Source organism: Roseibium sp. JB4-4, from assembly GCF_055693425.1.
In genome coordinates this window covers 5,135,154-5,160,539 of record NZ_CM146333.1, presented here as the reverse complement: position 1 = coordinate 5,160,539, position 25,386 = coordinate 5,135,154, and the positions used below count along the sequence as shown (strand labels likewise).

Annotated in this window: 26 protein-coding genes and 2 pseudogenes; 3 read left to right on the top strand and 25 right to left on the bottom strand. The window is 52.8% G+C overall.

Going from position 1 to position 25,386, the window contains the following annotated elements; genetic code table 11:
- Positions 1 to 105: 105 nt before the first annotated feature.
- The gene (locus ACZ1HV_RS24240; RefSeq protein ID WP_366525164.1) at positions 106 to 729 is read right to left on the bottom strand and encodes a DUF1062 domain-containing protein; all 624 of its coding nucleotides are present in this window, start codon (positions 727 to 729) and stop codon (positions 106 to 108) included.
- Between ACZ1HV_RS24240 and ACZ1HV_RS24235 the strand changes: the two genes are divergently transcribed.
- Positions 698 to 955, top strand: a complete 258-nt coding sequence (locus ACZ1HV_RS24235; protein WP_298821396.1) for a hypothetical protein — start codon at positions 698 to 700, stop codon at positions 953 to 955. The two genes, ACZ1HV_RS24240 and ACZ1HV_RS24235, sit on opposite strands and share 32 nt — an antisense overlap.
- Before the next feature lie 108 nt (positions 956 to 1,063).
- Here ACZ1HV_RS24235 and ACZ1HV_RS24230 read toward each other — a convergent pair whose 3' ends face one another.
- The gene (locus ACZ1HV_RS24230) at positions 1,064 to 1,840 is read right to left on the bottom strand and encodes a HugZ family pyridoxamine 5'-phosphate oxidase (RefSeq protein ID WP_472716570.1); all 777 of its coding nucleotides are present in this window, start codon (positions 1,838 to 1,840) and stop codon (positions 1,064 to 1,066) included.
- 181 nt (positions 1,841 to 2,021) lie between these two features.
- On the opposite strand from ACZ1HV_RS24230, the gene ACZ1HV_RS24225 reads away from it, so the two are divergent.
- Positions 2,022 to 2,459, top strand: coding sequence for a BA14K family protein (locus tag ACZ1HV_RS24225; protein WP_298821400.1), 438 nt, complete (start codon positions 2,022 to 2,024; stop codon positions 2,457 to 2,459).
- 137 nt (positions 2,460 to 2,596) lie between these two features.
- Here the strand turns inward: ACZ1HV_RS24225 and ACZ1HV_RS24220 are convergent.
- Positions 2,597 to 2,969 (bottom strand): annotated as a pseudogene (locus ACZ1HV_RS24220) (ornithine decarboxylase); the annotation flags it as partial.
- 65 nt (positions 2,970 to 3,034) lie between these two features.
- Positions 3,035 to 3,817: an extensin-like domain-containing protein gene (locus tag ACZ1HV_RS24215; RefSeq protein ID WP_298821402.1), complete on the bottom strand. Its 783-nt coding sequence runs from the start codon at positions 3,815 to 3,817 to the stop codon at positions 3,035 to 3,037.
- Positions 3,818 to 3,909: 92 nt separating this feature from the next.
- Here ACZ1HV_RS24215 and ACZ1HV_RS24210 point away from each other — a divergent pair.
- Positions 3,910 to 4,535, top strand: a pseudogene (locus ACZ1HV_RS24210) (LysE family translocator).
- Positions 4,536 to 4,609: 74 nt separating this feature from the next.
- Here ACZ1HV_RS24210 and ACZ1HV_RS24205 read toward each other — a convergent pair.
- From ACZ1HV_RS24205 to ACZ1HV_RS24105, 21 genes are all read right to left on the bottom strand, one after another.
- Positions 4,610 to 5,620, bottom strand: coding sequence for a DUF2336 domain-containing protein (locus ACZ1HV_RS24205; RefSeq protein WP_472716569.1), 1,011 nt, complete (start codon positions 5,618 to 5,620; stop codon positions 4,610 to 4,612).
- A 781-nt stretch (positions 5,621 to 6,401) separates the two neighbouring features.
- Positions 6,402 to 7,001 (bottom strand): FMN-dependent NADH-azoreductase, encoded by a 600-nt coding sequence (locus tag ACZ1HV_RS24200; protein ID WP_298963826.1) that lies wholly within the window; start codon positions 6,999 to 7,001, stop codon positions 6,402 to 6,404.
- A 391-nt stretch (positions 7,002 to 7,392) separates the two neighbouring features.
- Complete coding sequence (locus tag ACZ1HV_RS24195; RefSeq protein ID WP_298821410.1) at positions 7,393 to 7,692, bottom strand: DUF6127 family protein; 300 nt, start codon at positions 7,690 to 7,692, stop codon at positions 7,393 to 7,395.
- Positions 7,693 to 7,856: 164 nt separating this feature from the next.
- Positions 7,857 to 8,210 carry a hypothetical protein gene (locus ACZ1HV_RS24190; RefSeq protein WP_472716568.1) on the bottom strand — a complete coding sequence of 118 codons (354 nt, stop codon included), beginning with the start codon at positions 8,208 to 8,210 and terminating at the stop codon, positions 7,857 to 7,859.
- Entirely contained in the window at positions 8,210 to 8,674 is a 465-nt protein-coding gene (locus tag ACZ1HV_RS24185; RefSeq protein WP_472716567.1) for a lysozyme, read from the bottom strand. Before ACZ1HV_RS24185 ends, ACZ1HV_RS24190 begins: the two co-directional genes overlap by 1 nt.
- Positions 8,664 to 8,879, bottom strand: a complete 216-nt coding sequence (locus tag ACZ1HV_RS24180) for a DUF7940 domain-containing protein (RefSeq protein ID WP_472716566.1) — start codon at positions 8,877 to 8,879, stop codon at positions 8,664 to 8,666. The genes ACZ1HV_RS24185 and ACZ1HV_RS24180 overlap by 11 nt, the downstream gene beginning before the upstream one ends.
- Positions 8,880 to 9,139: 260 nt before the next feature.
- Positions 9,140 to 9,421, bottom strand: coding sequence for a hypothetical protein (locus tag ACZ1HV_RS24175; protein ID WP_472716565.1), 282 nt, complete (start codon positions 9,419 to 9,421; stop codon positions 9,140 to 9,142).
- Positions 9,422 to 9,524: 103 nt separating this feature from the next.
- Complete coding sequence (locus ACZ1HV_RS24170; RefSeq protein WP_472716564.1) at positions 9,525 to 9,824, bottom strand: hypothetical protein; 300 nt, start codon at positions 9,822 to 9,824, stop codon at positions 9,525 to 9,527.
- Between the two features lie 207 nt (positions 9,825 to 10,031).
- Positions 10,032 to 12,185 carry a collagen-like domain-containing protein gene (locus tag ACZ1HV_RS24165; protein WP_472716563.1) on the bottom strand — a complete coding sequence of 718 codons (2,154 nt, stop codon included), beginning with the start codon at positions 12,183 to 12,185 and terminating at the stop codon, positions 10,032 to 10,034.
- Positions 12,186 to 12,428: 243 nt separating this feature from the next.
- Positions 12,429 to 12,854: a hypothetical protein gene (locus ACZ1HV_RS24160; RefSeq protein WP_265684129.1), complete on the bottom strand. Its 426-nt coding sequence runs from the start codon at positions 12,852 to 12,854 to the stop codon at positions 12,429 to 12,431.
- A gap of 842 nt (positions 12,855 to 13,696) precedes the next feature.
- Complete coding sequence (locus tag ACZ1HV_RS24155; RefSeq protein ID WP_472716562.1) at positions 13,697 to 14,122, bottom strand: hypothetical protein; 426 nt, start codon at positions 14,120 to 14,122, stop codon at positions 13,697 to 13,699.
- Positions 14,123 to 14,462: 340 nt separating this feature from the next.
- Positions 14,463 to 15,980: a hypothetical protein gene (locus tag ACZ1HV_RS24150; protein ID WP_472716561.1), complete on the bottom strand. Its 1,518-nt coding sequence runs from the start codon at positions 15,978 to 15,980 to the stop codon at positions 14,463 to 14,465.
- Between the two features lie 293 nt (positions 15,981 to 16,273).
- Positions 16,274 to 16,768: a virion core protein, T7 gp14 family gene (locus ACZ1HV_RS24145; protein WP_472716560.1), complete on the bottom strand. Its 495-nt coding sequence runs from the start codon at positions 16,766 to 16,768 to the stop codon at positions 16,274 to 16,276.
- A 3-nt stretch (positions 16,769 to 16,771) separates the two neighbouring features.
- Positions 16,772 to 19,204 carry a phage tail protein gene (locus ACZ1HV_RS24140; RefSeq protein ID WP_472716559.1) on the bottom strand — a complete coding sequence of 811 codons (2,433 nt, stop codon included), beginning with the start codon at positions 19,202 to 19,204 and terminating at the stop codon, positions 16,772 to 16,774.
- Entirely contained in the window at positions 19,201 to 19,788 is a 588-nt protein-coding gene (locus ACZ1HV_RS24135; RefSeq protein ID WP_472716558.1) for a phage connector family protein, read from the bottom strand. The genes ACZ1HV_RS24140 and ACZ1HV_RS24135 overlap by 4 nt, the downstream gene beginning before the upstream one ends.
- A gap of 22 nt (positions 19,789 to 19,810) precedes the next feature.
- On the bottom strand, positions 19,811 to 20,149 hold the full coding sequence (locus ACZ1HV_RS24130; protein WP_152500721.1) for a hypothetical protein: 339 nt from the start codon (positions 20,147 to 20,149) through the stop codon (positions 19,811 to 19,813).
- A 79-nt stretch (positions 20,150 to 20,228) separates the two neighbouring features.
- Positions 20,229 to 22,175, bottom strand: a complete 1,947-nt coding sequence (locus tag ACZ1HV_RS24125; RefSeq protein ID WP_472716557.1) for a hypothetical protein — start codon at positions 22,173 to 22,175, stop codon at positions 20,229 to 20,231.
- Positions 22,172 to 22,483, bottom strand: coding sequence for a hypothetical protein (locus ACZ1HV_RS24120; RefSeq protein ID WP_472716556.1), 312 nt, complete (start codon positions 22,481 to 22,483; stop codon positions 22,172 to 22,174). Before ACZ1HV_RS24120 ends, ACZ1HV_RS24125 begins: the two co-directional genes overlap by 4 nt.
- Positions 22,480 to 22,965, bottom strand: coding sequence for a hypothetical protein (locus ACZ1HV_RS24115; RefSeq protein ID WP_472716555.1), 486 nt, complete (start codon positions 22,963 to 22,965; stop codon positions 22,480 to 22,482). Before ACZ1HV_RS24115 ends, ACZ1HV_RS24120 begins: the two co-directional genes overlap by 4 nt.
- Before the next feature lie 155 nt (positions 22,966 to 23,120).
- Positions 23,121 to 23,606 carry a hypothetical protein gene (locus ACZ1HV_RS24110; protein WP_472716554.1) on the bottom strand — a complete coding sequence of 162 codons (486 nt, stop codon included), beginning with the start codon at positions 23,604 to 23,606 and terminating at the stop codon, positions 23,121 to 23,123.
- A 337-nt stretch (positions 23,607 to 23,943) separates the two neighbouring features.
- Positions 23,944 to 24,981, bottom strand: a complete 1,038-nt coding sequence (locus tag ACZ1HV_RS24105) for a hypothetical protein (protein ID WP_298986210.1) — start codon at positions 24,979 to 24,981, stop codon at positions 23,944 to 23,946.
- Between the last annotated feature and the right edge of the window lie 405 nt (positions 24,982 to 25,386).

Genomic DNA, 25,386 nt, shown 5'->3' with positions numbered 1-25,386 from the left:
AACCTGGATCCGGCACCTTCGGCGCAAGCTTCGTCGCAAGTCGCTAGCCACTGGACTTTCTATCCAAATTCTCCCACACACCCGCTAGATTTCAAATCACGCCCCTTACGGATCGAACAACGAGGAGAGTTGCAACTCTGCTTCGCTTTCAATTTCGATCACGACATCACGGGCGACAGGTTTTTTAAGACCTTTGGGTGTATTCGCCCCAGTGCCTCGAATGCGAAGTGTTCCCGAGGCTGCGTGTTTGACTATCTGTTTGCGTGACAGACAAAGCCCTCTTGCCAGCACGGCGTCTAGTCTGACCCGAAGCAACTCGGGATTGAGAATGACAAGTCGTAACCTGGAGCTCGTAGTGTCGGAGACGAGAACTGGTCTTCTCTCAAGTTGAAAGCAGCAAGTCGCCTTTCCGAGCTTCGATTTTGATACAGCAGAAATGACTCTGGCTTGTTGCACAGCATATTCGGGATCATTGCTTTGAAGCGCTTGCAAGTCACGCTGTCCCAAACTTGAAACAGACCTTCTTTCAAAGACGCTGCAGTTCCATCTCTTGCCGCAGATTTGACATCTATAAATGAGCCAAGCATCCAATCGACTTCCGTTAGCATTCAGGCGAAATTTGTGGCTTGAGGCAAAAGGTCTCTCAGTGCTGCAACGACTGCAGTGCCGGTTGATTTCATAGTTTTGCGAACCGCGAATGGTCCATTCGATTTCTGTTTCCGATGACATTCCGTTGGTCTTCCTGAAGGAAGTCCGCCAACAGACGTCCGGGACGGTCGTACAAACGGTTTCACCCGATTTTGCAGATCCACGGTCTGGCTATTTGGAGATATCGGTGGCGTATCGAAGGTCTCAGATACGGTCTGGACAAGCCATACCGGTCCCGATCCGCCACATTGACGAACAAGTCGTGTCGCGCGCTAAAAACGCAGGTGCGGGATCGAAGACCGGTTAAATCGTAGGCAATTTAGGCGTCCTAGTTAAAAGCCAGTCATTCGATAACCATCCGCAGAATTAGATTCAAGTGCAATCAGTCGTAGAAACTACACTGAGGATCAATTTGTCAGGCGCTTCGCGCCTGGTTCGCTAAATCCACTAACGTTTGTCGCAGTTCTTCAGAACTCTCTAAGCGACTGAGAAAGAAAAGCCTTTCAACTTTGTCACCTGCGACCAGATCCAATCCTTCAGGATCAAGACATGCAAGTCTCCAGCTCGCAGATTGGGCCTTGCATAGAACCTCCGCGTAAAGCTTGATAGCGTCTCCGTGGTCGGAATTCATATGGTCGATCGCGCCGCTTTCCATCGCGGCCCAAGCCTCCAAGTCCACTACTTCTGTCAATAGATTTTCGGAATTCAACTCATAGGCCTTTCCGAATCCACCGTTGAGACTGGCACGCATCATTTCCAGTCGAAAAAAACTGAAGTCGCCAAAGTCAATGTAAAGCTCTGCCTTTGGATGACGGGCGAGATAGCGGCTACGCAAACGCTCATGAATGTCTGATTTGCGCTCAATTCGGACTGCTTTGCAGATCAGTGAAATTCTGGGATGCGCCAGCGGATCTCCTTTTCCAGGTTCACCGAGCAGCAAAGAACAAGATGGGTTTTGTAATATAGCAGCGCTGTGTCCCGACAATGCACTGGTCAGGATCACTGGTGTACCATCTAGGTCTGTTGCGACTACGACACGGCTCGCAAGCGGATGACCCGTATCAGCTTCATTCGCCGCCAATGCTCCGAATCGGGCGGTGCGAACTAAGGTCTTTGCCTGTTTGACGGCCTCACTGCTTGTCTCTCGAATAACAGACTTCTGGTTCTGGCCTGATTTTTCTGACTTGGTCACGATTGGTACCCGGTTTCATCGAAGCCCATCGGGCATGAGCTGCTAACAATGCCACTCCATAACAGAAACCTGAACCTCCGATGAACGGACTTCTCAGAAGTGGTTCAGAGCTCTTGTGTGATTTTGCCGTCATCAGCTAGGGCGCCGATTGGAGAGGCGCAGGCCATTGGAGAAAGAACCGATGAACAAGATGAGCAAACGCCTTATTGCAACAGCCCTGACCGGGGTCCTCCTCGTGCCAACGATTGTGACCGCCGAAGCAGGTCCGCGGCACGGTTGGCGGGATCATGGCGGCGGTCACCATCACCACCATCGAAAGCACCGTAAGCACAAACGTCACAAGAACAATGACAATCTCGGCGCTGCAGTTGCAGCTGGCGTGATTGGCCTTGCTGCAGGCGCCATACTCCTCGGTGCAACAAGCCAGCCGAGTTACGCCGCACCACCTCAGAGAAACTACTATCCGCCGGCGCCTCATCCGGGACATGTTCACGGCAATGTTGGCTATCAACCTTGGAGCCCGGCCTGGTATCAGTACTGTTCTTCCAAATACCGGTCGTTCAACCCATCTACCGGCACTTACACCACGTATCGCGGTGTACAGCGCTTCTGCCAATAGAAGCTAGCGTTCAATGAACGAAGCCCGTCAACTTGGGGCAACGGGTATCCGGTCAGCCGAACTGGCCACTGCTCGTTGCCTCTTTTTCATGCTGATCAGTCAGCCTGGTTTCTACGGAGGCAAAACCCTCTGGAGCCTCGCCAGCATCGAGGGTTTTTGGCAACTTCATCTTCGTGATCCAGAGAAAATGTGCGTATACGATAGCGCTCAAGCGCCAGCCGAATATCCGATGGGGACTTGATCGGATGCATATAGAGAACTCGGCATCTGGCACGGCAGCTAGAACAGCTGTGAACTGTGCAGGAGATGCGAAGCCAAAACAGTCTATTCCCGCCTCTGAAAGTGTTTTTGGTACGAACGGTTCACCATTGGTCTTGGCTGCATAGGCAGTCTTTCCCGAAAACAATGATTGAAAACTTTTTGAGCATCTTGTTGCAAGACATTGAGGCTGGAACAATAAATTGGCTGATCTGGGCGAAGATCGAGCGCGGCATTGCTACGGTTGAATATCGGTTCATGAGCCTCCCCAAAACAACGTAAAGATTGCCAAGGGGAACTCAGCCGGATTTGCAACGCTATTGACAAATAATATAGGTGCAGTCCTGACCGTGGCAGCCCGTATCCAGATGAATGTGGGACTTATGGTTTGGATCAGCCTCAGGTCCTAGAACTGTTGTAAATCTTTTGCAGGCTGCAGCATGAATGCGATCTAGGAACTTACTTTCTTTCGTGCGCTTTCCCCAGTCGTCTTCAACCGAAATGATCGTTCCGTTTCCTAACTTGAAGTGAGAGATGTCGAGCGCTTTGCCAAGTGCATGCTCAGACAACTTTCCATCCGGTAGATTGTTCCGCCGGCGGCACTGATATCCAGGTCCGCTTTGTATGACGGAAACAGAAGTTTCCAGGTTGTTTAAAGCCAAGGGAAGGACATCTTCCCGCAACCACTCAGCAACACCCCTCGCAAACTTGCAGGAAACCGTCACGGGTGAAGAAAACTCAATTTTATGCCCAACTGCCGAAACACTTTCTAGTCGGACAGGATCCGATATTCCGCACGCGATGTCATTCAACTGGCCTTCACGGATTGCTCCGGACACCGGCTCCAATTCCTCAAACTCGGCATTGGGGATGATACATGAATTTTCTGAAATGGCAGTCTGTTGGTTTTTTTGTTTTGGCACTGCCTTTTCCGGCTGCGGTTTCGCAGACGGAACGTCAACTCCCTCGACAAAACCAATTCCGTTGAGGTCGAAAAGTGGTTTTGTTTCAGGAATAGGCGTTGCATGACCTTGCGGAACCGCTGCAGAGAATTGATCTAATAGAAACCAAATGGCCAGAACAGAAATTTTGTGTTTCACGTCTATCCTCATAACCCGTCCGACAAACCCCAACGATTGCAATAGCCGCGCCCCGAGCATAGACTCGGCCATCATCTAGCAAGGCACATTCCATGACACTCGAACTTTATGTAGCTTATGTGGCCGCAACCCTAATTGTACTCGCGGTCCCCGGACCAACGATCATGCTTGTGGTAAGTTACGCGCTTTCTCAAGGACGCAAATCGGCTGCTGCGAGCGTGATGGGTGTCGGGTTGGGTGATGCAACCGCTGCAATAGTCTCATTGATGGGTCTGGGGGCAGTTCTGGCGACGTCTGCAACCGCATTTGCAGTCCTGAAATGGATTGGTGCTGCATATCTCGTTTGGTTGGGCATCAAGATGTGGCGCAGCCGGCCAGCAGCATTGGGTCCCTACGAGGTAGACGACGTTCCTGCTAAGAAGATTTTTTGGCATGCTTATGTCGTAACCGCCTTAAACCCGAAGGGTATCGTCTTCTTCATGGCGTTCCTGCCCCACTTTATCGCTCCGCAAGCGGCAGTGCCCCCCAATTGGTGTTGTTGGGGTCGACATTTGTGGTTCTCGGAATTCTCAACGCCGCAATCTATGCATTGGCGGCAGCCGCAATTGGCACCAAACTTCGAAGCCCTTCGCTTATGCGTTTGGTCAACCGCATAGGTGGTGGATTTCTGATATCGGCAGCCGCAATGACCGCAACAATCCAAAGGTCCTCGAGTTGACCTCCCCTGAAGAAGTCCTCCTGGAACAATCGCTCTTGCTGTAGGTGTGTCTGTGAGTTCTTAACTGTTGCGCTTTAGGCGTTTGTCAGGCCGAATGTGGATCCGCCCTGCTTGATCGCCTGCAACGACCTTGTTGCACCCGCTTCGCTCAACGCCGCGTATCTTTGGATTGCTGAATTAAGCTCTGATCCACCCAGTCGCAGACGCCGCGCACGCATCGTGAGAATGTCCTTAAAAGCTTCAGTGGTCACGCCATTGGCCTTGCAGACAATGATGAGTGGTTTATCGCTTGAACTGAAGAGAAGTTGAGAGACTGCAGCTGATGGGAGATCACTCAACTTTGCCAGTAACATTCCAAGTTCCGCCGTTCTATCCGCGCGTGCGAAAGCGGTAACGGCGTCATCAACCTTCGTTTTCTTTGCGATAACGTCCTTTATCATCGCGTTCGATTGCTCACGTGCTTCATCCAGCTTTTGCGTGCGCGCGGCAACTTCTGTTGCTGCTCTTTCCGCCATAAGCTGAACAAGTGTGCTGTCTGCGCCAAGCGCACTGACGCGGCTCTTCAACTCGGAGGTCAAAAACGGTAGCAGCGCGCGTCCGGCCTCGTCCGGAAGATCACTCCGATCTATGAGCGCTGCTTGGATCGCCTCATCGGATCGTGCTTTCTCGACCAGCTTTAGAAATGAAGCGTCTGCGAACTCAGCACCCTGGTTGTTTGCAACTTTGCTGAGAACCTTGGAGTCCCCTCGGTCAACCAGGACTTCCGTGACGGATTTGTCGACACACTTTCGTCCGGCGATCGCTCCAAGGTGATCCATTGAGGCGGAAGACGCAATCGAAACTAGGTCCTCAGAAGTCAGAACAGTCGAATATTCCAGAACTGGCTCGGCGACATCAATTTTGTCGCTGGCCAGCTTGACCATCAGCTCGTTTGGCGCATCCTTCTCTCGACAGACACGCTTGGCCAGAATTATCCGAGTTTCGTCTTCAAGCTGACCAAGGACTTTCAGAACAATGTCACCGAAGAGCAAACTGATCTGTTCATCGCGGTCATCCCGGCTGCTGACGAACAAATCGGTTAACATCGTGATCAAGCTCTTGCGGCCTGACGCACTGGGGTCCCTAGCCAGATCTGATAATTTCGAAAGACTGATCATCAAAGCTCCGACGCGCATCTCGCGTTAGCGGAGATTACCATCCTCCCCTTAACACTCCGCTACCGATGGCGACTAGAAATCCGACCCTGGTAGCTGTCCCGAAGTGTGGCGAAAATCAAGCGTGAGCAAAAATTATCAACGTCATTAGTCAGAAAAAGCGACCATCTTTCCATTCACGCAATGTATCTTTTTCTTTCAACAAGTTACTTATTTTTTTGGTACCCAAAACAACCCGTACGAGCATTTCTTCATTGCATTGCAGCATCTTTTTTGCTTCGCTTCCTTAATTCACTGACTTAATATTGGTTAGTCAGACAGAGGTAATCGGGAGCGGGCAGATGACCCTAGTACGAAACCTGAATGTGATTGCCTTCCTTGCAGCTTTCGTCTTTTTGGCTGCGATTGTGGTTGGGCTGATTTAGTTCCAACCGAAAAAAGAAAGAGAATTTAGGCCGTTAGGTCACTATCGGCCTGTTGGAAATCAAATTAAACTTGTTTATAGCGACTTAGCTGCCAGCCGCACCAGAAGGTGTCGGCCGGTCAGTTGTGTGGATTGATCAAACTGGCCTTTATGTTCGTCGGGAAGCGACAACAAGCTTTAAACAAGTTAGATCGCTCAGCTCAGTCGAAACGCCAAATCAAATCAAACACTCTCTTAGGTTGTAAATCCTGAAAGTCCTTAGACATATTCGCGGTTGGCGGGCTCCCACTACGCTGCTGTCTGTAGCGATGCGGCCAGTGCTGCTTGGCGTCGATTTGGGTCGACCATAAGTTGGTCGGCGGCGACTACTTCAACATCGATGATACCGAGAAACCCAAGAACGTGTTTTAAATAGTTGGTTGCAAAATCAATTTCGGATCCAACCTTTGTGCCTCCCGATGCCACAACAACGATTGCTTTCTTACCCTCTAAAAGGCCCACTGGACCATTGTCAGTGTACCTAAAGGTCTCGCGTGCACGCGCGACAAGATCTATCCAGGCCTTCAGAGCCGCTGGTATGGAAAAGTTGTAAATCGGGCTGCCTATGACAATCGTGTCCGATAACTTAAGTTCGTTCACGAGCGTATCTGACAGCGCCAACCTCATACGCTGCTCTGAGGTGCGCAATGCTTCATCCGTGAAGTTAGCCTCCACCCACGCTTCTTCCAGGAACGGCAAGCCTTGCGAAACATCACGCCGCAACACCTTTGCATCTTTGAACTTCTCGAGCATGTTCTTCACCAGCACCTCAGTAAGTTCACGGGTTACTGAGCCCTCGACACGTGCCGAGGCATCGATGTGGAGAATTGTTTTTTCCGAGTTCTGCATCTCTCTCTCCAGTATACGAAGCCAATTGCTTACAGGTTCGTTTCTGAATTAGAGATAATATCTATATTTTTCGATCACTAGGTCATATTTATTAAACAGTGTGTTGAGACATCAGGCCATCACAGATCTGAAACTAGATCAAAATTTCGGTGCCCACTAAACCTTGCTCATTGGAAGCCAAAGTGGCTTCAGGCGAATTGGGGAGCGGATGAAAGGTTATTTGCACCTTCCAGATCAACGCAGCCGACTAGTCCCGTAAGGAAATCAAAATACCGCAACCCGATGGAGACAATCGTTGCCTCACCAGCACACATAAAACTCCAGATTGACAGCGGAAAACAAACGAGTATTGGACCAAGCACTTTAAAATTTACAGGCAGTGTTGGGTTTACTATCTCAGCCCGCTTAGAATTCTGTACAGCCCTGCGAGCGCCAAAGCACCAATAACCGTATTGATTATTTTTCCTTTGACACTCAACGTCCCTTTCCGAAGATCCCGAAGAAAATGCATGTCTTTCTGCGCTTCCAAAGGTTGATCTACGTCCACACCGAGAGTCCGTAAAACTTCTCGTGCTCCCTCTGCCCCACTTTCACGGGCGACTTTGCGTAACTGGTCCTCAGTCAAATCACTCTCCTTGAAATCCCACTTTGATTGTTTGATACCATTGATGACATCGCCGAACACGGGCATTTGCCCTGCCTAGCGCTTGATCGGTGCGGATCAAGGCAAGGTCCAGTGGCTCACCTTCTCGAACGCCCGAGCGCTCTTTTTTCCGGCAATCCCCTGGATAGTCGGGCAACTCTTTGGTTGCCTCTGTCTCTGCGGTTTGTTTCGCGGCCGCCCGCAATCGATCGTCAGCGGTTGCGCAAGCGCTCAAAAAGACCAGGCTGCACAATGCAACTGTCCTCGACAGTCGAAACATAATGCTCCAACTCCTGTGATGCGGCTTCCGCTTCAACGTTGGCCTGTTCAATTAGGGAGAGAAAACGCCGGTTGGCTCGATCAGTGACGACCTTGCGGCGCTTCAGTTCTGCAAGCTGAGCACGTGCTGTGGTCAATTCCACATCTGCCACGTATTCAACAACGGCCTTTCGAACCGCGCTCGACTTGTCGACCTGATGCCAAATGAAAATGCCGCCCAAAACGGCGGCAATGGCAAGGGCAGAGCAAGCGGTACGGCTTTGAAGGATCCAAGCGACCAGACCCATTATTTAAGGCCTTCCAGGCACATCTTGTGCTCAGCCGTGCGGCGGTTGACCAAGCCTTTGATCGTTCGGCCGCCTGCCTTGTTAAACCAGGTGGCAGCATTGCAAGCTCCTTTGTGGTCGCCACGGTTCAGACGCTTTCGCGCCGTCGACCGGCAAAAGGCCCCTACCCCAATGTTGTAAGTCAAACTCACAAAGGTGACATAGGACTTGGCAGGAATGGCGTCAGGATTACGCAGGCACTTGCGCATGCCGCGTTCGTGTTTCTTGAGCGAGGCCAGCAGCATTGCATCACATTCGGCCTTTGTGTGCCGGTCGCTCATCTTCACGCCGTAGGTCTCGCCGTAACAGACGGTTGGCACTCCCACAACATCCTTGTAAGCGACCAGGCGCAGGCCCTCCCATGCACCCACAAGAGCAATTGCAGCCGCACCAATAGTGCCGGCCAGGCGGGTTTTACGTCCCATCTTTCATGTCCTTTTGAACGAGAATGCGGGCGGCGAATGCACCGGCAGTAGCAAGAGCCGAGAAAAGCGCCAGGCGTCCCGGCTCGAAGAGGTCGCCCAGGAAGGGCAACGCCACCTCTGCACCTGACAACAGTGCAGCAAGCAGCATCAGGCGCACGCTCCATGCCCTTGTGAGCACACGGCGCCAGCCGACTATCAGTTTCAAGATTGGTGACCTTTTGAGAGAGTTTAGCGGGCGCGGCCAGTGCCATGAACAGAACCAGCTTCCACCAAAAAGCGCCCACGAGCATTTCAGAGATTGTGTTGCCTAGAGGTGTTCGACATCGCAGCTCGTAAGCACCGCCCCCTGGCAGACCGAACGGAACGTCCGCAAAGACAAGCCAATAGGGTGCACCCGACCAGAGCGATCATGCGGCGAGCATTGGCAGTTAAAAGAGCCCTAGACGAGGGAACAACGCCACATAGTCAGATCCGAATGACACCTACACATTGCGCGGACGTATTCCTATCGCGTCGCTTGTCGTTTCGCTGTCCTTCGCCTTGCCGGCGAAGATCAAAACATAATCCCCAACCGGGCACAGCCCAGACAATGAAACCAACCAGGACAACAAGACCAAGGTGAAAGCCCTGGAGTGAGTCGGTTAGACCGGCAAAGATGACGGCCACATAAAAGAGCGCGCGACCTGGAAGCGAGTTTTTCAGTTTCGGAATGCCGTCGCCCCTGATCCGGTTGAAAACCATGAACACGGGCAGCGTTGCCAGCCAAGCGAATTACCGAAAGCATGAGCATCCTTTCGGACACTAAAAAACCGCCTTAAGGGCGGTGCGAATGGATCGGATTAGAAGCGGTTCAGATTGTCAGATAGTAAGCCCAAAGATCGTCGATCACTTCCGGTGTGTATCCCAAGGCTGGACCCAATTGCGTGACAAGTGGATGTGTCCGCTCAAACGTATCGGCCGTGCGCCACTCGATATCAGCAACGCTTCGCTCAATCGGGTCGCTGATCTCAGCGATTATGGCCGTAACATCGTCTTCAGTTGTTCCACTGTGCAATAAGCCGAGCCGGAGTTGCCTGGAGGTGAGCGGGTGCATCAAGGCGCGGAGCTCATCAGCAGTCAGCGGCACCCACTCAGGAATGACCCCCCGCATCTAGCCAGGCTTGAGCCGCCTGGATCACCTTAAGCGACCAGTTGTTGTTTTCGCCTGGTCGTAGCCCCGTTACCAAATCTTCCTCTGATCCATCGGGATATCTGACGCGATAGTTTGCTGCGCCAATGAGCTGAGCGATAGAGCTAACAGTGTGGTCTGTCTCCGAATGGGCTTCGAAACCGCTAAAATTGATAATCTCAGCTTTCATCAGCTAATCCTTTCATACAAAGCAATATTCGTGTTGGCGAGACCACGTGCGCGCCAAGTACCTGAAAGGGTTGAACCTTTTTTACCTAAAGAGGAGGAACTGTCTACGTACTGGTCGTTGTTACCAGTGAATAGGTGAATTGATCGACTACTGTTTCGATCTGGGTTACTGCTTGCTGAAGCAATGAGAGTGTGGCCAATGGGAAAGTTCGTGGCCCCGGTGCTTGACTGTGTGTCAACAAGAGCAACCTTGTGAATACCGCCGTCATTTTCTTCTGCAACGAAGCAATTCTGACTATCGTCCCACCCGAAAGCTCTCCAAGTATTTGAGTTATCGTCGTAGCATTGTAGCCAACTATCGCCACCACCATTATCACCAACAAACATTTCTGTGGTTGCATGGACGCGACCATAGACCTTCACGCCGGGGCTGTCTGTAGTCAGCTTGACGCTATTGTCGTAGTAGAGAAGCACACGGTCGTGCTCGAATAATGCACAGGTGTGGTTTGCACCTGCACTGTCTTCGTCCTGAATGTAGATACCACTAGAATTGGAGTGGTGCCGGTTCTGGATGTAAAGTTGTCCGGTGTAGTTCAGCAGGTAGGAGTTTGACCCGTTGTGCACGATGCCGAAGTCAGCACCGTTGCCCCAAGAAGCATAGAAGTTATCCTGCCACTCTGTATGCGCCGAAATATCCCCAGTCGGCCCTGGATCCCCTTGCGGCCCCTGCGGCCCGATATCCCCCTTTGCAGCAACTAGGCCCCAATCATCGTGTGAAATACTTGGGTTTTGGCCAATATTGACCCGCAATGAAATGTAGGATGAACCGTTGTAGGTCACCGTTTCATCAGAGTTGTAAGTGATCCCGGACGACCAAAGACCAGAATAGACAATGCCTGGATCGCCCGTTGCACCTTGAGGGCCTTGTGCACCCTGAGGACCTTGCAAGCCTTGATCGCCTTGAATGCCCTGAATGCCTTCCGGGCCTTGAATTCCCTGCTGGCCTTCCGGTCCCTGGATACCCTGCTGACCTTGCAAGCCGCGCTCGCCCTTCGCCGCAACCATATCCCATTCGGCAACAGCATCATCCGGCGTGACATTGGTATGGCCTGCCACACACAGAAAGTAAGATCCGTCATAAGCGACGGTGTCATTCGGATCATACGCGACCAGGTTTGACCATACGCCCCGGTGGTTCATGCCGACAGGACCGGGGTTACCCTGGGGCCCTTGTGAGCCTTGCAACCCTTGCGGACCACGGCCGAAGGGAACGCCAACTGACCACGCACCGACCGCGTTTGAAAGTTTCCAGTAGACCTCGCCAACTTCCACATCGAGAAACGAGAAATTCGCCGGCTCCGCATTATAGGCGGCTCGATCTGCGGTCAAACCGGATGCATCAGGCTCAAAAGCTTTGCCAACCGGCCCTTCCGGCCCTTGCGGGCCTTGTGGACCAATGAGGCCTTGCGACCCTGTCGGACCCGCTGGCCCTTCCGGACCTCTTGGACCTTCCGGCCCCTGAAATCCGGTCGGACCGCGCGGACCTTCATAACCCAGTGGCCCACGCTCGCCTTGCGGGCCTTGCGCTCCTTGTGGTCCCTCGGCGCCTTGTGGACCGGAAGGCCCTTGATTGCCAACCGGGCCTTTAGGTCCCTGCTCTCCTGGCAATTGAGCGATTTCCAACACCTGCTGAAGTGTCGGCACATCAGTGTTTTCATTTGCCTCAAGCGCATTGATCAACCGGCGGTTTGCCAGATCATAACCGCCGTTTTTCTCAATCAAGGCACGGGCTGCAACCGACTGCATGTTGATTGCGGTGCGGTCCATCGCCCTTTCCATGACGGCCGGGTCAATCTCGCCGCCAGCAAGGCTGTAAGGCTGATCGTAGTCGCTGACCAGGATCACTGTCAGCTTTTCGTCATTTTGAAGATCAGCCGCTGCGAAATGGACCGTACCGGTAGAAAAATCACCGCCTGTAAAATACCAATTGCCCGGTGACTGCTGGTATTCCCAAAGGGTAGTTGACCCTTGAGCATCCGTATGGGCGACCTGAAGATTGCGTTCATCGACAAACTGGAACGGCAGATCGGCACGATCCGTCACACCGTCGCCCATCACCAGGACGCGGCCTTCTTCCAAAGCTGCTATTGTCATATTTGATTTTCCTAGAGAGTGCTCACGTGAAGCAAAGCTTCACCAAACGCAACCCACCGACAGAAAAATCGAGTGGGACGTGAGTTGACTTATGAGTAAAGTGCAAAAATTTATTATAACATCAAAATTTAATTCATAATATAATTTAAAAAAGATATAAAAAATATAATTTTTACAAAAAATAATATTTAATTTCTAAAAAACCAATATTGAAGCTAGAGTATTATTTAAGATCAAAACACATCAGTCGTCTATGATCTCCATTGCAGCCGCACTGATCAGCTTTTCATCTTCGAACCACACTATCAAACCGAGAGCGTCGTAATCGAAGGGCGTCTGAACCGAACCATTTTCATAAAGGACGCCCACGCCGATCTTATCAGGGTCGCTTCCCATATGCGCGATGAGTTCCTCCTCGGACATTCCAATCAGGTTTTTGCCGCGAAACCCAAAATAGTCTTCACATTCAACAGTTTGAATCAGTCCATGTTCGGTTGTCACCGATTTTACAAAGTCCTGAATAATATAGCTCCCCCATTCCTCCGGCGTTGTCCCTTCCGGCACATGGAGCTTCAATTCAAATCGTTCGATAAAGTTTTTGATCGGTGCACCAAACTTCATTGGTCCCACGCCAATTCCAGGGATCCATTCCCATTTCAAATCGGTCATCTCGCGCCCTTTCCACGTCGGCTGTGAGCTTCCCCGGACTTCGCCTTTTGAGCTGCATCTTTGACATGCCGAATCCTATCTCTCAGCTGTGTCTTTTCTCGCCGCGACGTCGAATGCTTTAAAGCCGCTTCCAAATCCATGCTTTACCGATCGCTCTGCCGCCCTCGCCTTACAGTCCTAGCTTACGTTGTAACTGCTTGCTTTCCGTGCTCCAGCTATCAACGGCAAGCTTTGGTACAAAATCAGTTGAACAACTAAGCATGTGTTTTCAATGGATAAAATTTGTTTACTCAATTGAATCTATTCAAATTAAATACATAAAATAGCGATTTCATATTTGACAAATATTCCTAATTACTAATTTTTCGACAAAAAAAGTACAAAATTACTCAAGCTCCACAATCGGATCATCAAATCCTATAATATCAATGCATGATCATCTAACAAAACTATGTAGTGATTCAGCTCAAGATCTTTACTGATACCTTCAGTCATCTTGTAATATTCATTGAAAAAATCACCGTCCGTGACCTTGTAAATATGCGAATAACCCACATTCAACGCATAGAGGTCATGAAGAGTTAAATAGGCATCACCTTCATCCATCACGCGGTAGCATTCATGTCTCCCAAACCTGATTTTCAGGAATCTCCCTTCATTGAGATCCACTCTGAGTGGTTAGGTAATCCAGATCATCCGTAAGCTGATCCAGAAAAAAGAAATGGTACAGATCATCGTTGTCCAAAAGCTTGTCAGCTAACATCTAATTCAACCCCAATTTCAAAACGTCAATGAATACTCAAGATAAGCTGACTTTGTTGCTCATACCTATTCAGATCATCTCAGTCGTCTATGATCTCCATTGCCGCGGCGCTGATCAGCTTTTCATCTTCGAACCACACTATCAAACCGAACGCATCGTATTCGAATGGGGTCTGAACCGAACCATTTTCATAAAGGACGCCCACGCCGATTTCATCAGGGTCAATTCCCATATATGTGATCAGTTCTATTTCGGACATTCCAATCAGGTTTTTGCCACGAAACCCAAAATAGTCTTCACATTCAACACTCTCAACCTTGCCAAGGTCAGTTGCCACCGACTTCGCAAAATCTTGGATAGTGTAGGATCCTAACCCCGTGGATGTTGTCCCTTCCGGGACTCTAAGCTTCAAATCGAAACGTTCGATATATTCTTCGATCGGTGTGCCAAATTTTATTGGACCGACACCAACACCAGGGGTCCATTCCCATTTCCAATCGGTCATCTCGACCCCTTTCCTCGGCGGCTATGTGTTTCCCCCGATTTTGCCCGGCGTGCGGCATCTCTGATGCGATCTATCTTGTTGTACAGCTTCTTTTTTCCTGCCGCGACGTCGATTGTTTCAAAGCCGCTTCCAAATCTTTTGTCTGCTTCTCTGCTTTGTTTATCGCTCTGCCGCGATCGCCATGCGGCCCGTTTTTGCCGCTATCCGTCGCTTTCTTTCCACCATTCCCGTTCTTTCTTCGTCGCTTTGTTTCTGCCCCCTTTCCTTCATCCGGTCTTCTGTTTTCAAGAAGACTAGGATCCTCGTGGGTCTCAGTTCCAGGGGAACGCCCCTGCCTAATTCATGGAAACATCAGACGCTTAATGACGCCCTCGAAGCCACTGGCAGCTTCATCTGGCGTTGCTCCGAAGTAGAACCCGGTCGGCTCATCTCTTTCCAGCGGCCCCAAGGGAGGTAAAAGAGAGATACCCGGTCGCGGTGACACCCTTTGAGCATACTGCGCCCCGGTATACTTGTAGTGAGATGACTGCCCGATAAGATCGACACCATTCAGCAACTCGCTTGGAGACGCGTCAACACCAAGGTAACCCGGTAGAGACACTCGCCCCAGCAAATCCCGGGAAGTTAGCGCTATGGATGAGCCACGCTGCGGGTAATCAAGATCAAACCTTGTGCGTATTTCCCTTTCTCGTTTTCCTCCATTCGCACGCGCCAAACGTGAGGCGGCTTCTTCAGGAGAAAGGCCAAACCGGTTTCTCAAAAGGTGCCATTTGACACGAGATGCCCGAAAGCTCTGTTGATAGGGTTCCTCTGCAATTGAACTGATGCCCAGATCGGCTAGAGACCCGAGGCTCTCATATGCCGTTTTCACCTTGTCATCGGCATCGCTTTCCAGATCGTTCTTCAAAGAGGCGGCATATGGCCTTGGCAACACTCCTTTTTCTCGCGCGATTAGGCGTACCACTGCACCCTTGTCGGCTTTGCCGTCATCAAGAAACGCAAACGCACGGTCGCTCAGCGTTTGTCGATCCAGCGCCTCGATCTCAGCGCTTCCATCGGAATTAAGCCACTTCAAAGCAGAAATGTTTATGCTTTGTTCTTGATTAGCAAAAGTTTTAAGATCATTCAACTGCACTTTTTGGTAGGGCGTCAGAGCGGTGTTTGCGTCGATTTCGCGAGGATCAAAAAGCCCGTGGGTCTCCTCAATGCGCCTTTCGATACGTTCGGCTTCAGCGGCCGACGCGCCGGGTTTCTCAGCAAGAGTGCCCATATAGATCCGCTGCAGAGCGTCATCGGACAAGCCTTGAAGCTGCTCAGACCATTCAGGATCTAGATCTTCACGCTTGTTGTCTGAGGCGTCATTCCGCGCCCCTTTGACTGTAAAAACATCGGCAGTTTCGTTGCCGCGAACTCCAAGTTCTGCTTCGAGAACACCGTGGCGTTCGTCGAGGGGGCGCGCTCCTATCCAGGTTTCGGCCACTCTTTCCTTGATCCGCTGAAACGCTGCGTCTTTGACGCGGGCAGGCAAGGGCACCGACCTTAAAAGCGTTTCTGCTCTTTTCAGCGCACCAGCGGCCTGCGCCGGGTCCCTGCTCACCTCCTCAATGAGAAGCTCTTCGTCATCCGCCAGTCCTTGCTGGAAGTACTTCTCGTTTTCGGCAGCCTCAATCGCCGCAAAACCGCTCACGTACCGGTCCCGGTCTACCCTGAAATTCTGCTCGGCGCGCGTCTTGCCTTCCTCAGAAAGCCTTTTCAGACTCTCAGCATGTTCCTTTTCGAGAAAGGCAACCATGTCTTCGGTGTAACCAGCGCCGCCAGGCCTGTTTCTGGCGCGTTCGGCAATGGAACGCTCTGTCACCCGGCTCCGGATTTTTTTGCCGCTTCCGCTCCTCGGCTTCGTCAATCTGATGCTGACGTTTCTTCGCATCCTGGGCCACTTGGGCCGTTTGGGCCGCAGTACCTGCAAGGCTTGCAAAGTCCTGAGCAGAGCTGCGGATTTGTCGGCCAAAGCCTTGCGTTGCCACGCCGACAGCCGTATCGGCGACCACTTGCGGGCTGCCAACACCGGGAAGGCTTTGTGTGCCGGAAAATCTTTGCAATCTCGCCATAGAAAAATCCAATAGATGAAAAATGACTGTCCGAAGGCTTTGATCAGCCGCTGGACAGGCTGTAAACGGTTTTGCCGAGGGTGGTGAAAGCGCTTGTCGCTCCGCCAAGGATCGCGCCCGCAGCGCCAATCTGGCCGGCTTTACGGCGTGACTGCGCCCGCTCCCGGGCGGTCCTGGCCTCGAAGGTCAGATTGTCCCGTTGCCCTTCAGCCCGATACCGGATGGCCTCAATGTTTTGCGCCGCTTCATAAGCGTTGTCATCGGCAACATCCGTGAGAGACCCTGTCTCAGACAGGCCCCGTTCTGCCCCGGCGGCTCTGTTGTATCCACCGGCTCGGGCAAACTGTTCCAGGGTGCGCCGACGCTCAAAGGAGGCTTGCGTTTGATTGACACCTTTTTGCCGGTCGGCCAGTTCGGCCCTTCGTTCTTCTGCCTTGGCTTCCGCATCCGCTTGCTGGCGAATGCCTTGGGCTTGCACAACGCCGCCCGCCAGCGATCCCGCAATGGAAACCGCTGCCAATACTGCTGGATGGCACATATTTTATGGCTCCACGTCTCGGCCAAAGTTGATGGCCAGAATTGTTGATGGTTTTCCGCCACTGACTTCAAGTGCCAGTTGCCCGCCGTCCTGCCAGCGCGTCTCAACGCACTGGTTAAGAACGCCTGACCGCAATGGCGCTGGCTCGCCGGAAGGGTCGCCCGCGCGGTAATAAACCAGCTCGTCCAGATAACCGTCTTCCGACCCTGCCCGGAGCGATCCGGTCTGCTGAACGGCAATCTGGCAGCTATCAACGCGCATCTTGCGGCCAAGGGCCGACCCGTCTTGCGCCGCAATCGGATAGGGCAAGGTCTTGGCCTGTGCCGTGACATTCAGGCCGATCAGGATATCTTCCGCTGTCTGGCCATTGGGGAGACTGACTTCCCCTCCCTCTACAGTTGCCGGGTAGTCCGTTCCATCAGCAAAAAGCACAACCTCTTCGCCTTCCAGATGGCTCAGCCCTGTCACCCTGTTTGCCGGGACGCCGCTATAAAGCGCCGCACAATCAAGGTGCCACGCCTTCTCGGCTGTGCCGTCCTGAAATGGTCTTTGCATGATTTCGATATAGCGCCGGGTCGCACCGTTGATAGTTCGCCGGACGATCAGCCAAACCTCATCAGAACCGCTACCGGTGAGATCGGCCAGGCATTCCACCGGGCCGCCAAAGTCATGACGGTGCATGCCATAGACCTGCTGCTGACGTTCATAGGTAAAGCCGACGACGCTGCCCTGCTTGTCCCAGGCCCAGATAATGCTGTCAGGGTATTGCTGATAACAGGCACCTGAAATTCCGGGACGAAACAGATGCGACTGCACCTCGCTGACCGACTGCGATACCCGGCCATTGGCGCCAAAGTCATAGGCCATCTCGCGCATATCCGTGCCATATGGCCCGAAATAGAGCAGAACAGACCCGACCTTGATCGGGCTGACGCCATTGGCGCCAAAATTTGTCTCCGGTCGTTGTTCGACATTTTCCGGGCCAAATGGGTCCTGGTCGGTTGCCTTGCCAACAGCGCGCACTGCCTTTGAAGTCCCGACAATCAGATCATTGTCATCGACCAGCCACTGAATGCGGTTCACCTGGCCGGACAGGATACCAGCGGTAACGGCATCCGAAGCCTCAAGAACATGCGACACACCGAAATTGGTAAAATCCTCGGTCTGGCTTTCCCAGACCTTTTGCGGTTCTTCCAGAGTTCCGGCAAAGGCAAGCCGGCTCTTGTGCCAACCAACGGTTTCCGGCCAGCCTGTCGTGCCGCTCCAGGCACCCAGCCGCCAGGCCGTTTGTGCCTTGGTGTCAAGCAATGCTTGCCCATAGAGCTGCACTTTCACCACTGTGCTGGAGCTTCGACTGACGATCTTGAACCAGCGCCAGAAACCGTCGGAACCGCGAAACCGGATGTGCCGGCCGACATCGGAGGATTGAAACCCGGAACCGCCATTCACACCGGCGGCACTCGACGCCGCCAGGTTGAAGGCCGTCTGGTTCTGGCCGGCCTGGTGAAAGACGATCTGGCCAATGGCCGAGTTGTCGCCATTTGACCCGCCCCCTTGCTTGAAGCTCAGCCGGTAGTAACTGAACGCCGTTTCATTGTGAAAGGCATATTGCCGCCATTCATTGGAGGCCCAGGTGTCCTGCCCGTCTTGCGTATCCAGGATCGTCCAGTTCGAACCGTCATTCGACGCCTCGATGTTCCATTGCCAAGGCATGTCGTCGTTTTGGCTGTTGTCATTCGGCGCCTGCAGCATGTAGGCATCAATAACAACGGGACTAGCAAAACGATATTGCACCCAACCCGATGCCCCACCGGACAAGACCACCTTGCCTTCCGAGCGATTGAACACTTGCCAGGCCGCCGTGCTGTTATTGGATGCGCTCACAGTGCCGCTCGGCGCCGTGTTGGATGTCATGTCCGGAACCGGATTACCAAGCCCGGATGGCTTCAGACTGGTCGGGGTGATGTTCACATCCAGATACGGCCCGTCCTTGAATGCAATCGGACCGATGGACCAGGACGTCTCGGACTGACGTTTAAGCGCCTGAGGTGCGATGCCTCCGCCGGTGATGAACAATGTGTCCGTGGATTGAACAAACTTCAGACCGGGCAGGTCCGACAGAGTATAAGGCGTTGAAACCTCAACACTGCCAACGCGGCCTGCGCTGGTATAGACCCGAAAATACAGGTGGCCGAATTCCAGCATGTAGTACTGGCCGTTACCGAACTCGAACGGGATCAGCCAGCCGCCCTGGCTGCTGTTTTTCATCTCCCCGATGAATTTGGTTCCACCTCTGCGGCGCAAGCCGCCGCGTTTTAAGGTGATGAAGTTTTCGCAGCGCTCAAGTGACGAGCGGAACAATTCCAGATCGGAGCGGTAAATCAGCTCCGGGTCCAGTTCACCGCGGCTAAACGTGGCTTGCAGATGATAGCTCATCGGTTCGTAATGATTTCCAGATCGATTGCAGGAAGCGGTGTGCCCTGCCCTGTGTCGTAGCTCCCGGCCTTGTCAAAGGCTTCGGTGGCCGCCTGACGCAGGGATTCAGCGCGGCTGTTCTTGCCCGTAATCACATGAGCGCATCCGGCAGCCAGAAACAGCGCAAAGCCGTGCACGAAGAGCGGTGCAAATTCGGTTTCGCGTGTGACACGCCGCACGTATCGAAGGGGAAACGGCGGCGGCTTGTCGGTCATGATCCGCTGTCCGATCACTTCAAACTTGAGGATCTCGCCACCCGGAGCTCCATCGGCGGTTTGCTGTGGCAAACGCAGGGCATCCGACGGTTTCTTGTATTGATAGGCCCATCGAAATGGCGGCTTCCCGGTCTCAACGGGTAGATGTGTCAGCGTGGTCGCAAAATCCCAGTCATGCATGGCAAGATAGGCATCGCGATGCGCGGCGTAGTGGTTCCGGAACCAGCGTGAGGCAACGGATGAAAAGTCGAAATCCCGTATCGGTGCTTCTTTCAAATGCGCAAGTGCCAGGTTCGCCATCTCCACGGACGTGTGAACGGTTCCAGTCATTCAGCTCTGCTTTCTGTTGATGTCAGGCGGCAGGTGGCAGGGTCATCTCGGCTTCATAGCCTTCAAGAGCCCGCACCGCTTCTTCCTTGTTGTCAGCTTTGACACCGGCATAATCCGCTGCCATGGCCTGTTGGGTCTTCCAGTGTTCCTTGCGCCAGCCCGCCGGCAGCGGGCGGCCAAAGGCTCCTCCGGCGGCGCTCTTTTGCTTGCGGTTCCAATCGGCGGAAATCACATTGTTCAAGGCATCGCGCTGCTGGTCCTTTCGGCTCGGCTCAGTCCCGAACCGATCCTCAAAATCCCTGGCATGGTTTTCTTCAAGCCGCTGCAGATGCTTGAGCCGGCGCATAATGATCTCGTCCATTCCAGACCCTTTCGTGAAAAAGAAAAGGGCGGCCAAAGCCACCCATTGTGATCAAATTGTGTTGGTAGTGTCTCAGCGTTCAATTTGCGGCAGGTGGCCCGCCCCGGGTCTGCGGTAGCAAGCCCGCGGGTGGTGAATTCGGTTCGCGCTGCTTTGCAGCAGCTTCGCCTGCAGCCAGCCGCCGCGCCCTGACCTGTTCTTCGGCTGCCAGAACATTCACTTGAAAGCGATCTGTCACCTTGTGCCGAACACCCGTCTCATCATCGTAGAGCAGCGTCATACGCGGGCCATAGCCATCTTCATCCGCCACGCCTCGGGCCCTGTCGTGTCCGGTGTGTTCGTTGGGAGTCAGGTACCACTTGCTCGCTTTGATACCCTCACTGGCCAGAACGGTCTCTACGTTTTCACGCACATAGTGGCGGTCCTCGCCATCGATATCCGGATAGGCGGTCTCGACCGGATATTTCAGAACCGTTCCCTCTGTCTCTGGCGAATAATTGGAAAGAGACCATTTCTGCCGGAACCTCCAAAGCGCGTATTCATGGGCGGCCTCACGGTGACCATCCATCTCCAGATAACTTTCCAGAAGCATGTCATGATAGTCTTTCAGCGCCTCGGCTTCTTCCTCCGGACTGGTGCCGAGCCGCTGATAGCGGTCATAGGATGTCTTTCGCGCGAACGGATCCTCTTTGTCGATCTTCCTGGAACCTTCCCCATTCGCGTCCAAAGGATTGGCCGGAACCGGCTGCAGTGCACCATCATCAACATCACCTTGCGGGGCCACGATGGCTTCGGGCTCCACCGAACCATCCGAACCAGGCGCCAACTGCTGATGTCCGCGCTCTTCATCGGATCGGCCCTCAAACACGACAAAAGGCAGATATTTGTCGACAAAAAGCTCGCGGTCCTTGTTGGCATCGCGCGACAAGGCCAGATCTTGGCCGAATTCAATCTGCTTCTGCCGGTCGTTTCCTAAAGCGGCTCTTGCCGCTTTTTCCGTCGCCCGCCAGTCGATTTCCGGGCTCTCGCCGTAAAGGAAATCATTCAGATCTTCTGTGGCAATGCCCAGTTGTTCAGCCGCGCTGTCACCAAGTTTGCCCAGCACCTTGCCGTGATCGATTTCGGTAACGAGCAGATGCAGCAACTGATAAGTATCGGCAAGGTCTTCGCCCGACTGATAAAGCTTGTAGCCCTGCCGGATCACCTGTGCGACGGCCGCCGCCACTGGCGCTCCTGGCCCGGTTGACGACGCAAGAGCTCCAACAAGAACCGACACGGCTGCATCCTCGACCGCGCTTTGCGCCAATCCTTCGGCAATCGACTTGAGATCAATTCCCATAGCAGCTGCCACTTCGGAAGGCGGCAGATCGTGTTCCAGCGCAATGGCAACGACGGTCGTTGCCAATAAAAGACCAGTCGCCGTGCCTGCAATCACTGACCCTTTCCTGAAATCGATCCTTCCGGCAACTCTGGAAGCCTCGCTGATCAGCTTACCACTGCTGCCCTCCAACAACGGCAAGCCGGCCTTCTGACCGAACGGAACGGGTCTAGCCAGATCGTGCGGGTTTCGGAGGCCTTCCTGCAGCGCGCCCGTGACAGGCAACTTAGTGTCAACACCAAGTCTCAACATATCAGGCTCGCCATGGCCAAAGCCTGGGCCCAGCTTCTTACCGCGATCCCCGTCCGGTCCGCGGCCGAGTTCCAGCCGTCTTATTCTGTCTGCCCGCTCACGCCGTGCCTCTTCATAACTCTCCGGAAAAACAAGCACACCCTGCTTGTAATTTCCGCGCTTTCCATAGTCGTGACGGACAATGTTCATGTATTGTTCTTCCGTCAAATCAAGATCTGGATGCGTTACCAGCTCCAGCATCGCCCGTTTCACGGTCCAGAACCTGAAAGGCCTGTCGACAATCATTCGTTGCTTGCCGTTTTCATCGCGGTATCTGTTCTTCGCGAAATCGATATCCTGAGTAATAACCTCAAAATCGAAATCGGGATGAAGATCCATGAACTTGCGTGCCGTCATGTCCCAGATCTCTTTCCCCCGCGCCGGCTGTGTCTCTTGCCTTTGGGGTCGTATATTTCTTTTTCTTCGTCCGTCAGCGGTGGGACATTGAGGATCTTCTTGGCAATATTTGGGTCTTCGATCCAATCCCGAAATGCACTATATTTTTGCTCAGTAAAGTGATCTGAGGCGGCCAGTTCGTTAAGTGCATCGTCACTAAGAAAAAAATAATCGCCGCGCTGTGCCAACACGTTCAGACCTTCAATGCCTGAAAGACTCATGATGCGGCTGACTTCCGCAATATCGATTAAGATAGCAGTCTCTCTCATCTCGACTGTTTCCCGTCGAATTCAAAGTATTTTGCGAAGTTGCTTCGCGCATATGCTTCAGCTTGGGGAGATCTCAGTGCTGGCAGCTCCTTGCGCTCAACCCGCCTTGCCAGGAATTCAGCCATCTTTAGAGCGGCATCCTTATATGGAAGCCCGGATTTGAACGCATACCAGTCCATGAAATCGTTTCGGGTTTCGTGAGATTCCAGCGGATTCAGGTCCCAATAGTCTGGATGGTCGTGAAAAAAGTTCGGACGCTCCTCAAGAATCCGGTTCCATTCAATGCCTTTGAGAAGCGCTTGATAAATCTCCTCATGGCGCAGCATCAGCTCGGCCAGTTCAAGCGCGTTTTCAAACGGCATCTTGGGCGCAATCTTACCACTGCCTATTGCATATTCTTCAAAATAGGCTTTGCCCTCATCGGATTGCCGGAAAGCTTTCAACTCGTCCCGCCAACCGGTGATGTCATCAAAATCGGCCATCTGCCGGATACTCCGTTTTCAACACTATGTTCGTGAATGGCTACGGTGGTCCTCTCGGATCGCGCAAAGCATCCATAAGCAGCGCGAACCCGCAACCGACCCCAAATCCTCTTGCCCAAAAGAGACTTACTCTTCGAAGAAAACTCGAAGCCTGCTCATTCCGACTGTTTCCCGTCGAATTCAAAGTATTTTGCGAAGTTGCTTCGCGCATATGCTTCAGCTTGGGGAGATCTCAGTGCTGGCAGCTCCTTGCGCTCAACCCGCCTTGCCAGGAATTCAGCCATATGCAGAGCGCCATCGTCATATGGAAGCCCGGATTTGAACGCATACCAGTCCATGAAATCGTTTCGGGTTTCGTGCGATTCCAGCGGATTCAGGTCCCAATAGTCTGGATGGTCGTGAAAAAAATTCGGGCGCTCCTCAAGAATCCGGTTCCATTCAATGCCTTTGAGAAGCGCTTGATAAATCTCCTGATGGCGCAGCATCAGCTCAGCCAGTTCAAGCGCGTTTTCAAACGGCATCTTGGGCGCAATCTTCCCACTGCCTATTTCATATTCTTCAAAATAGGCTTTGCCCTCATCGGATTGCCGGAAATCTTTCAACTCGTCCCGCCAACCGGTGATGTCATCAAAATCGGCCATCTGCCGGATACTCCATTTTCAACATTATGTTCATGAAATGTTCCAACAATCAATCTTTGATTGTATTGGAGTAGAATGCCAGCTTGTCCTAAAGGCGCACGCCGCCATCTTGCTTTGATGAGGTTCTTTTTAGCGTTGTTTTGACGAACCGTACAGAGACTCTAAATGTCCCAACGGACTGTTTAGACAGAGCTTTTGAAAAAGGTAAACCGTTACATCCGGTTATAATGAGCGGCTCATTGTGCGCCCTGGCAAGTCGATTGAAACCCTCTTCCGCCATCGCGGAAGAGGGCTGATGTTCATCCCGGGCGGTTGAGCCACAACCGTCGCAAAGCCTTTAGATATTCACCTTCAAGCAGGCAAGCTTCACGTTCTTGCGGGTGTATTTCCGGTCCCAGTTCAAGGCATTGCGCAGCTCGGCAAGAGTTGCACCCTGGCTCTTGGCAAGAGACGCCCCTGTGAAATCCATGCCCGCCGGATGGATCAGCTCGAACCTGCGCGTTGTCAGATAATCCGCACCGCCGCCATCGCCGATATCCGGATCTCGCGTGATCTCCGTTCCCTCATTGCCGTAGATCGTTGTCCGGTTCGGCACCTCATCGATATGCATGAAAGCACCGGGCGCGAACAGGAAGCACGAATATTCATCCGAGTTCGTTCCACTCGACACGGGCATCATTTCCGAATGCACCACCATCATGCCCGCGTAATAGGGCACCTCGAAAGGGGCTTCGGACGGCTTCTTGAACTCGATCTTTTCATCGTCCAGCAACGTGCCATAGACAAAGCTGTGCATTGCGATGACACGCAAATCATCCAGGTTCTCGCCCATGGTCAGCCGCGCCCGGTTGATGGCCTGATAGCTGATCCGGTTGGCGGCGGTTGGAGAACCGACATCGGCATAGATCGAATAGACCATGTCACCGGCATCATTGGCCATGTTATCGGCAACCACGCCCTCCGCTGTGGTGATGATCCGCTCTTCCTTGCGCCGTCCCCAATAAGCGCCGATACGCTCGGCCACCCGGTTCATGGCACTGTCACCCCGCCCAGTCGCGGCGTAGCTTGCCACCGTCTTGGCGCCATACTTCTTGGCGAGACGGTGCTTATACGCCTTCATGTCACTTGCGGTAATCTTGCTGGTGGTGATCTTGTTGTCGCTGTCATCGATCACGGTCGGTTCGGCGTCGTCGAGGTCCTCCCAGTACGGCACTTCGATCTGATTGCCACCCGCCTTGAAGCGCTTGGCGATATCGGGAGCCGGTGCGGCCAGAATGCCGGATTTTTCCAGCATGATCAGTTTGGCGGGTTTGTTTTCCGCCATATAGGGCGTGAAGACGCGCGGTACCACGATGTCTGAAATTTGAGACGTCATTGATTATCCTATGGTTGTAGATATGAACGAATTTGGCCAGCATGAACGGCCGCCTGAAGCGGCACCGCTGGCAGGTTGGGAAACGGAAAACGGCCAGACAGAAACGATCCGCGAAGCACTTTGTGCCGCGCAGTCCCTTAAGACTGAAATTCCATTTCAAGTGTGTTTGAGTGTTGCAGCAATCTCAGGAAATGCTGGACATTGCCGCCGACTGAGACCCCCGCTTTACAGAGGTTTGAGCTTGCTCCATTTGCCGTTCAAAAAGAAACGGCACGCAGGAAACAACACTGGCTTGGAAGACCGCCCAGGTCACCGCCTGTGGGTGCAAAAAACAGCCTCAACCGCAACTGACGAAATGTGTTGGTTTATGCTGGCTTCGAACCAGTATCATCTGCCCGTCTTGCT

What these genes read in the sequence shown, in the direction of transcription:
- ACZ1HV_RS24240 (WP_366525164.1), bottom strand. Translation starts at nt 729, where the DNA reads ATGTCATCGGAAACAGAAATCGAATGGACCATTCGCGGTTCGCAAAAC.
- ACZ1HV_RS24195 (WP_298821410.1), bottom strand. Translation starts at nt 7,692, where the DNA reads ATGCCCGTGTTCGGCGATGTCATCAATGGTATCAAACAATCAAAGTGG.
- ACZ1HV_RS24115 (WP_472716555.1), bottom strand. Translation starts at nt 22,965, where the DNA reads ATGGCCGATTTTGATGACATCACCGGTTGGCGGGACGAGTTGAAAGCT.
- ACZ1HV_RS24105 (WP_298986210.1), bottom strand. Translation starts at nt 24,981, where the DNA reads ATGACGTCTCAAATTTCAGACATCGTGGTACCGCGCGTCTTCACGCCC.
- ACZ1HV_RS24190 (WP_472716568.1), bottom strand. Translation starts at nt 8,210, where the DNA reads ATGGGTCTGGTCGCTTGGATCCTTCAAAGCCGTACCGCTTGCTCTGCC.
- ACZ1HV_RS24185 (WP_472716567.1), bottom strand. Translation starts at nt 8,674, where the DNA reads ATGGGACGTAAAACCCGCCTGGCCGGCACTATTGGTGCGGCTGCAATT.
- ACZ1HV_RS24110 (WP_472716554.1), bottom strand. Translation starts at nt 23,606, where the DNA reads ATGGCCGATTTTGATGACATCACCGGTTGGCGGGACGAGTTGAAAGAT.
- ACZ1HV_RS24205 (WP_472716569.1), bottom strand. Translation starts at nt 5,620, where the DNA reads ATGTTAACCGATTTGTTCGTCAGCAGCCGGGATGACCGCGATGAACAG.
- ACZ1HV_RS24200 (WP_298963826.1), bottom strand. Translation starts at nt 7,001, where the DNA reads ATGCAGAACTCGGAAAAAACAATTCTCCACATCGATGCCTCGGCACGT.
- ACZ1HV_RS24135 (WP_472716558.1), bottom strand. Translation starts at nt 19,788, where the DNA reads ATGACTGGAACCGTTCACACGTCCGTGGAGATGGCGAACCTGGCACTT.
- ACZ1HV_RS24235 (WP_298821396.1), top strand. Translation starts at nt 698, where the DNA reads ATGGTCCATTCGATTTCTGTTTCCGATGACATTCCGTTGGTCTTCCTG.
- ACZ1HV_RS24170 (WP_472716564.1), bottom strand. Translation starts at nt 9,824, where the DNA reads ATGCGGGGGGTCATTCCTGAGTGGGTGCCGCTGACTGCTGATGAGCTC.
- ACZ1HV_RS24160 (WP_265684129.1), bottom strand. Translation starts at nt 12,854, where the DNA reads ATGACCGATTTGAAATGGGAATGGATCCCTGGAATTGGCGTGGGACCA.
- ACZ1HV_RS24120 (WP_472716556.1), bottom strand. Translation starts at nt 22,483, where the DNA reads ATGAGAGAGACTGCTATCTTAATCGATATTGCGGAAGTCAGCCGCATC.
- ACZ1HV_RS24125 (WP_472716557.1), bottom strand. Translation starts at nt 22,175, where the DNA reads ATGACGGCACGCAAGTTCATGGATCTTCATCCCGATTTCGATTTTGAG.
- ACZ1HV_RS24130 (WP_152500721.1), bottom strand. Translation starts at nt 20,149, where the DNA reads ATGGACGAGATCATTATGCGCCGGCTCAAGCATCTGCAGCGGCTTGAA.
- ACZ1HV_RS24140 (WP_472716559.1), bottom strand. Translation starts at nt 19,204, where the DNA reads ATGAGCTATCATCTGCAAGCCACGTTTAGCCGCGGTGAACTGGACCCG.
- ACZ1HV_RS24145 (WP_472716560.1), bottom strand. Translation starts at nt 16,768, where the DNA reads ATGTGCCATCCAGCAGTATTGGCAGCGGTTTCCATTGCGGGATCGCTG.
- ACZ1HV_RS24155 (WP_472716562.1), bottom strand. Translation starts at nt 14,122, where the DNA reads ATGACCGATTGGAAATGGGAATGGACCCCTGGTGTTGGTGTCGGTCCA.
- ACZ1HV_RS24165 (WP_472716563.1), bottom strand. Translation starts at nt 12,185, where the DNA reads ATGACAATAGCAGCTTTGGAAGAAGGCCGCGTCCTGGTGATGGGCGAC.
- ACZ1HV_RS24225 (WP_298821400.1), top strand. Translation starts at nt 2,022, where the DNA reads ATGAACAAGATGAGCAAACGCCTTATTGCAACAGCCCTGACCGGGGTC.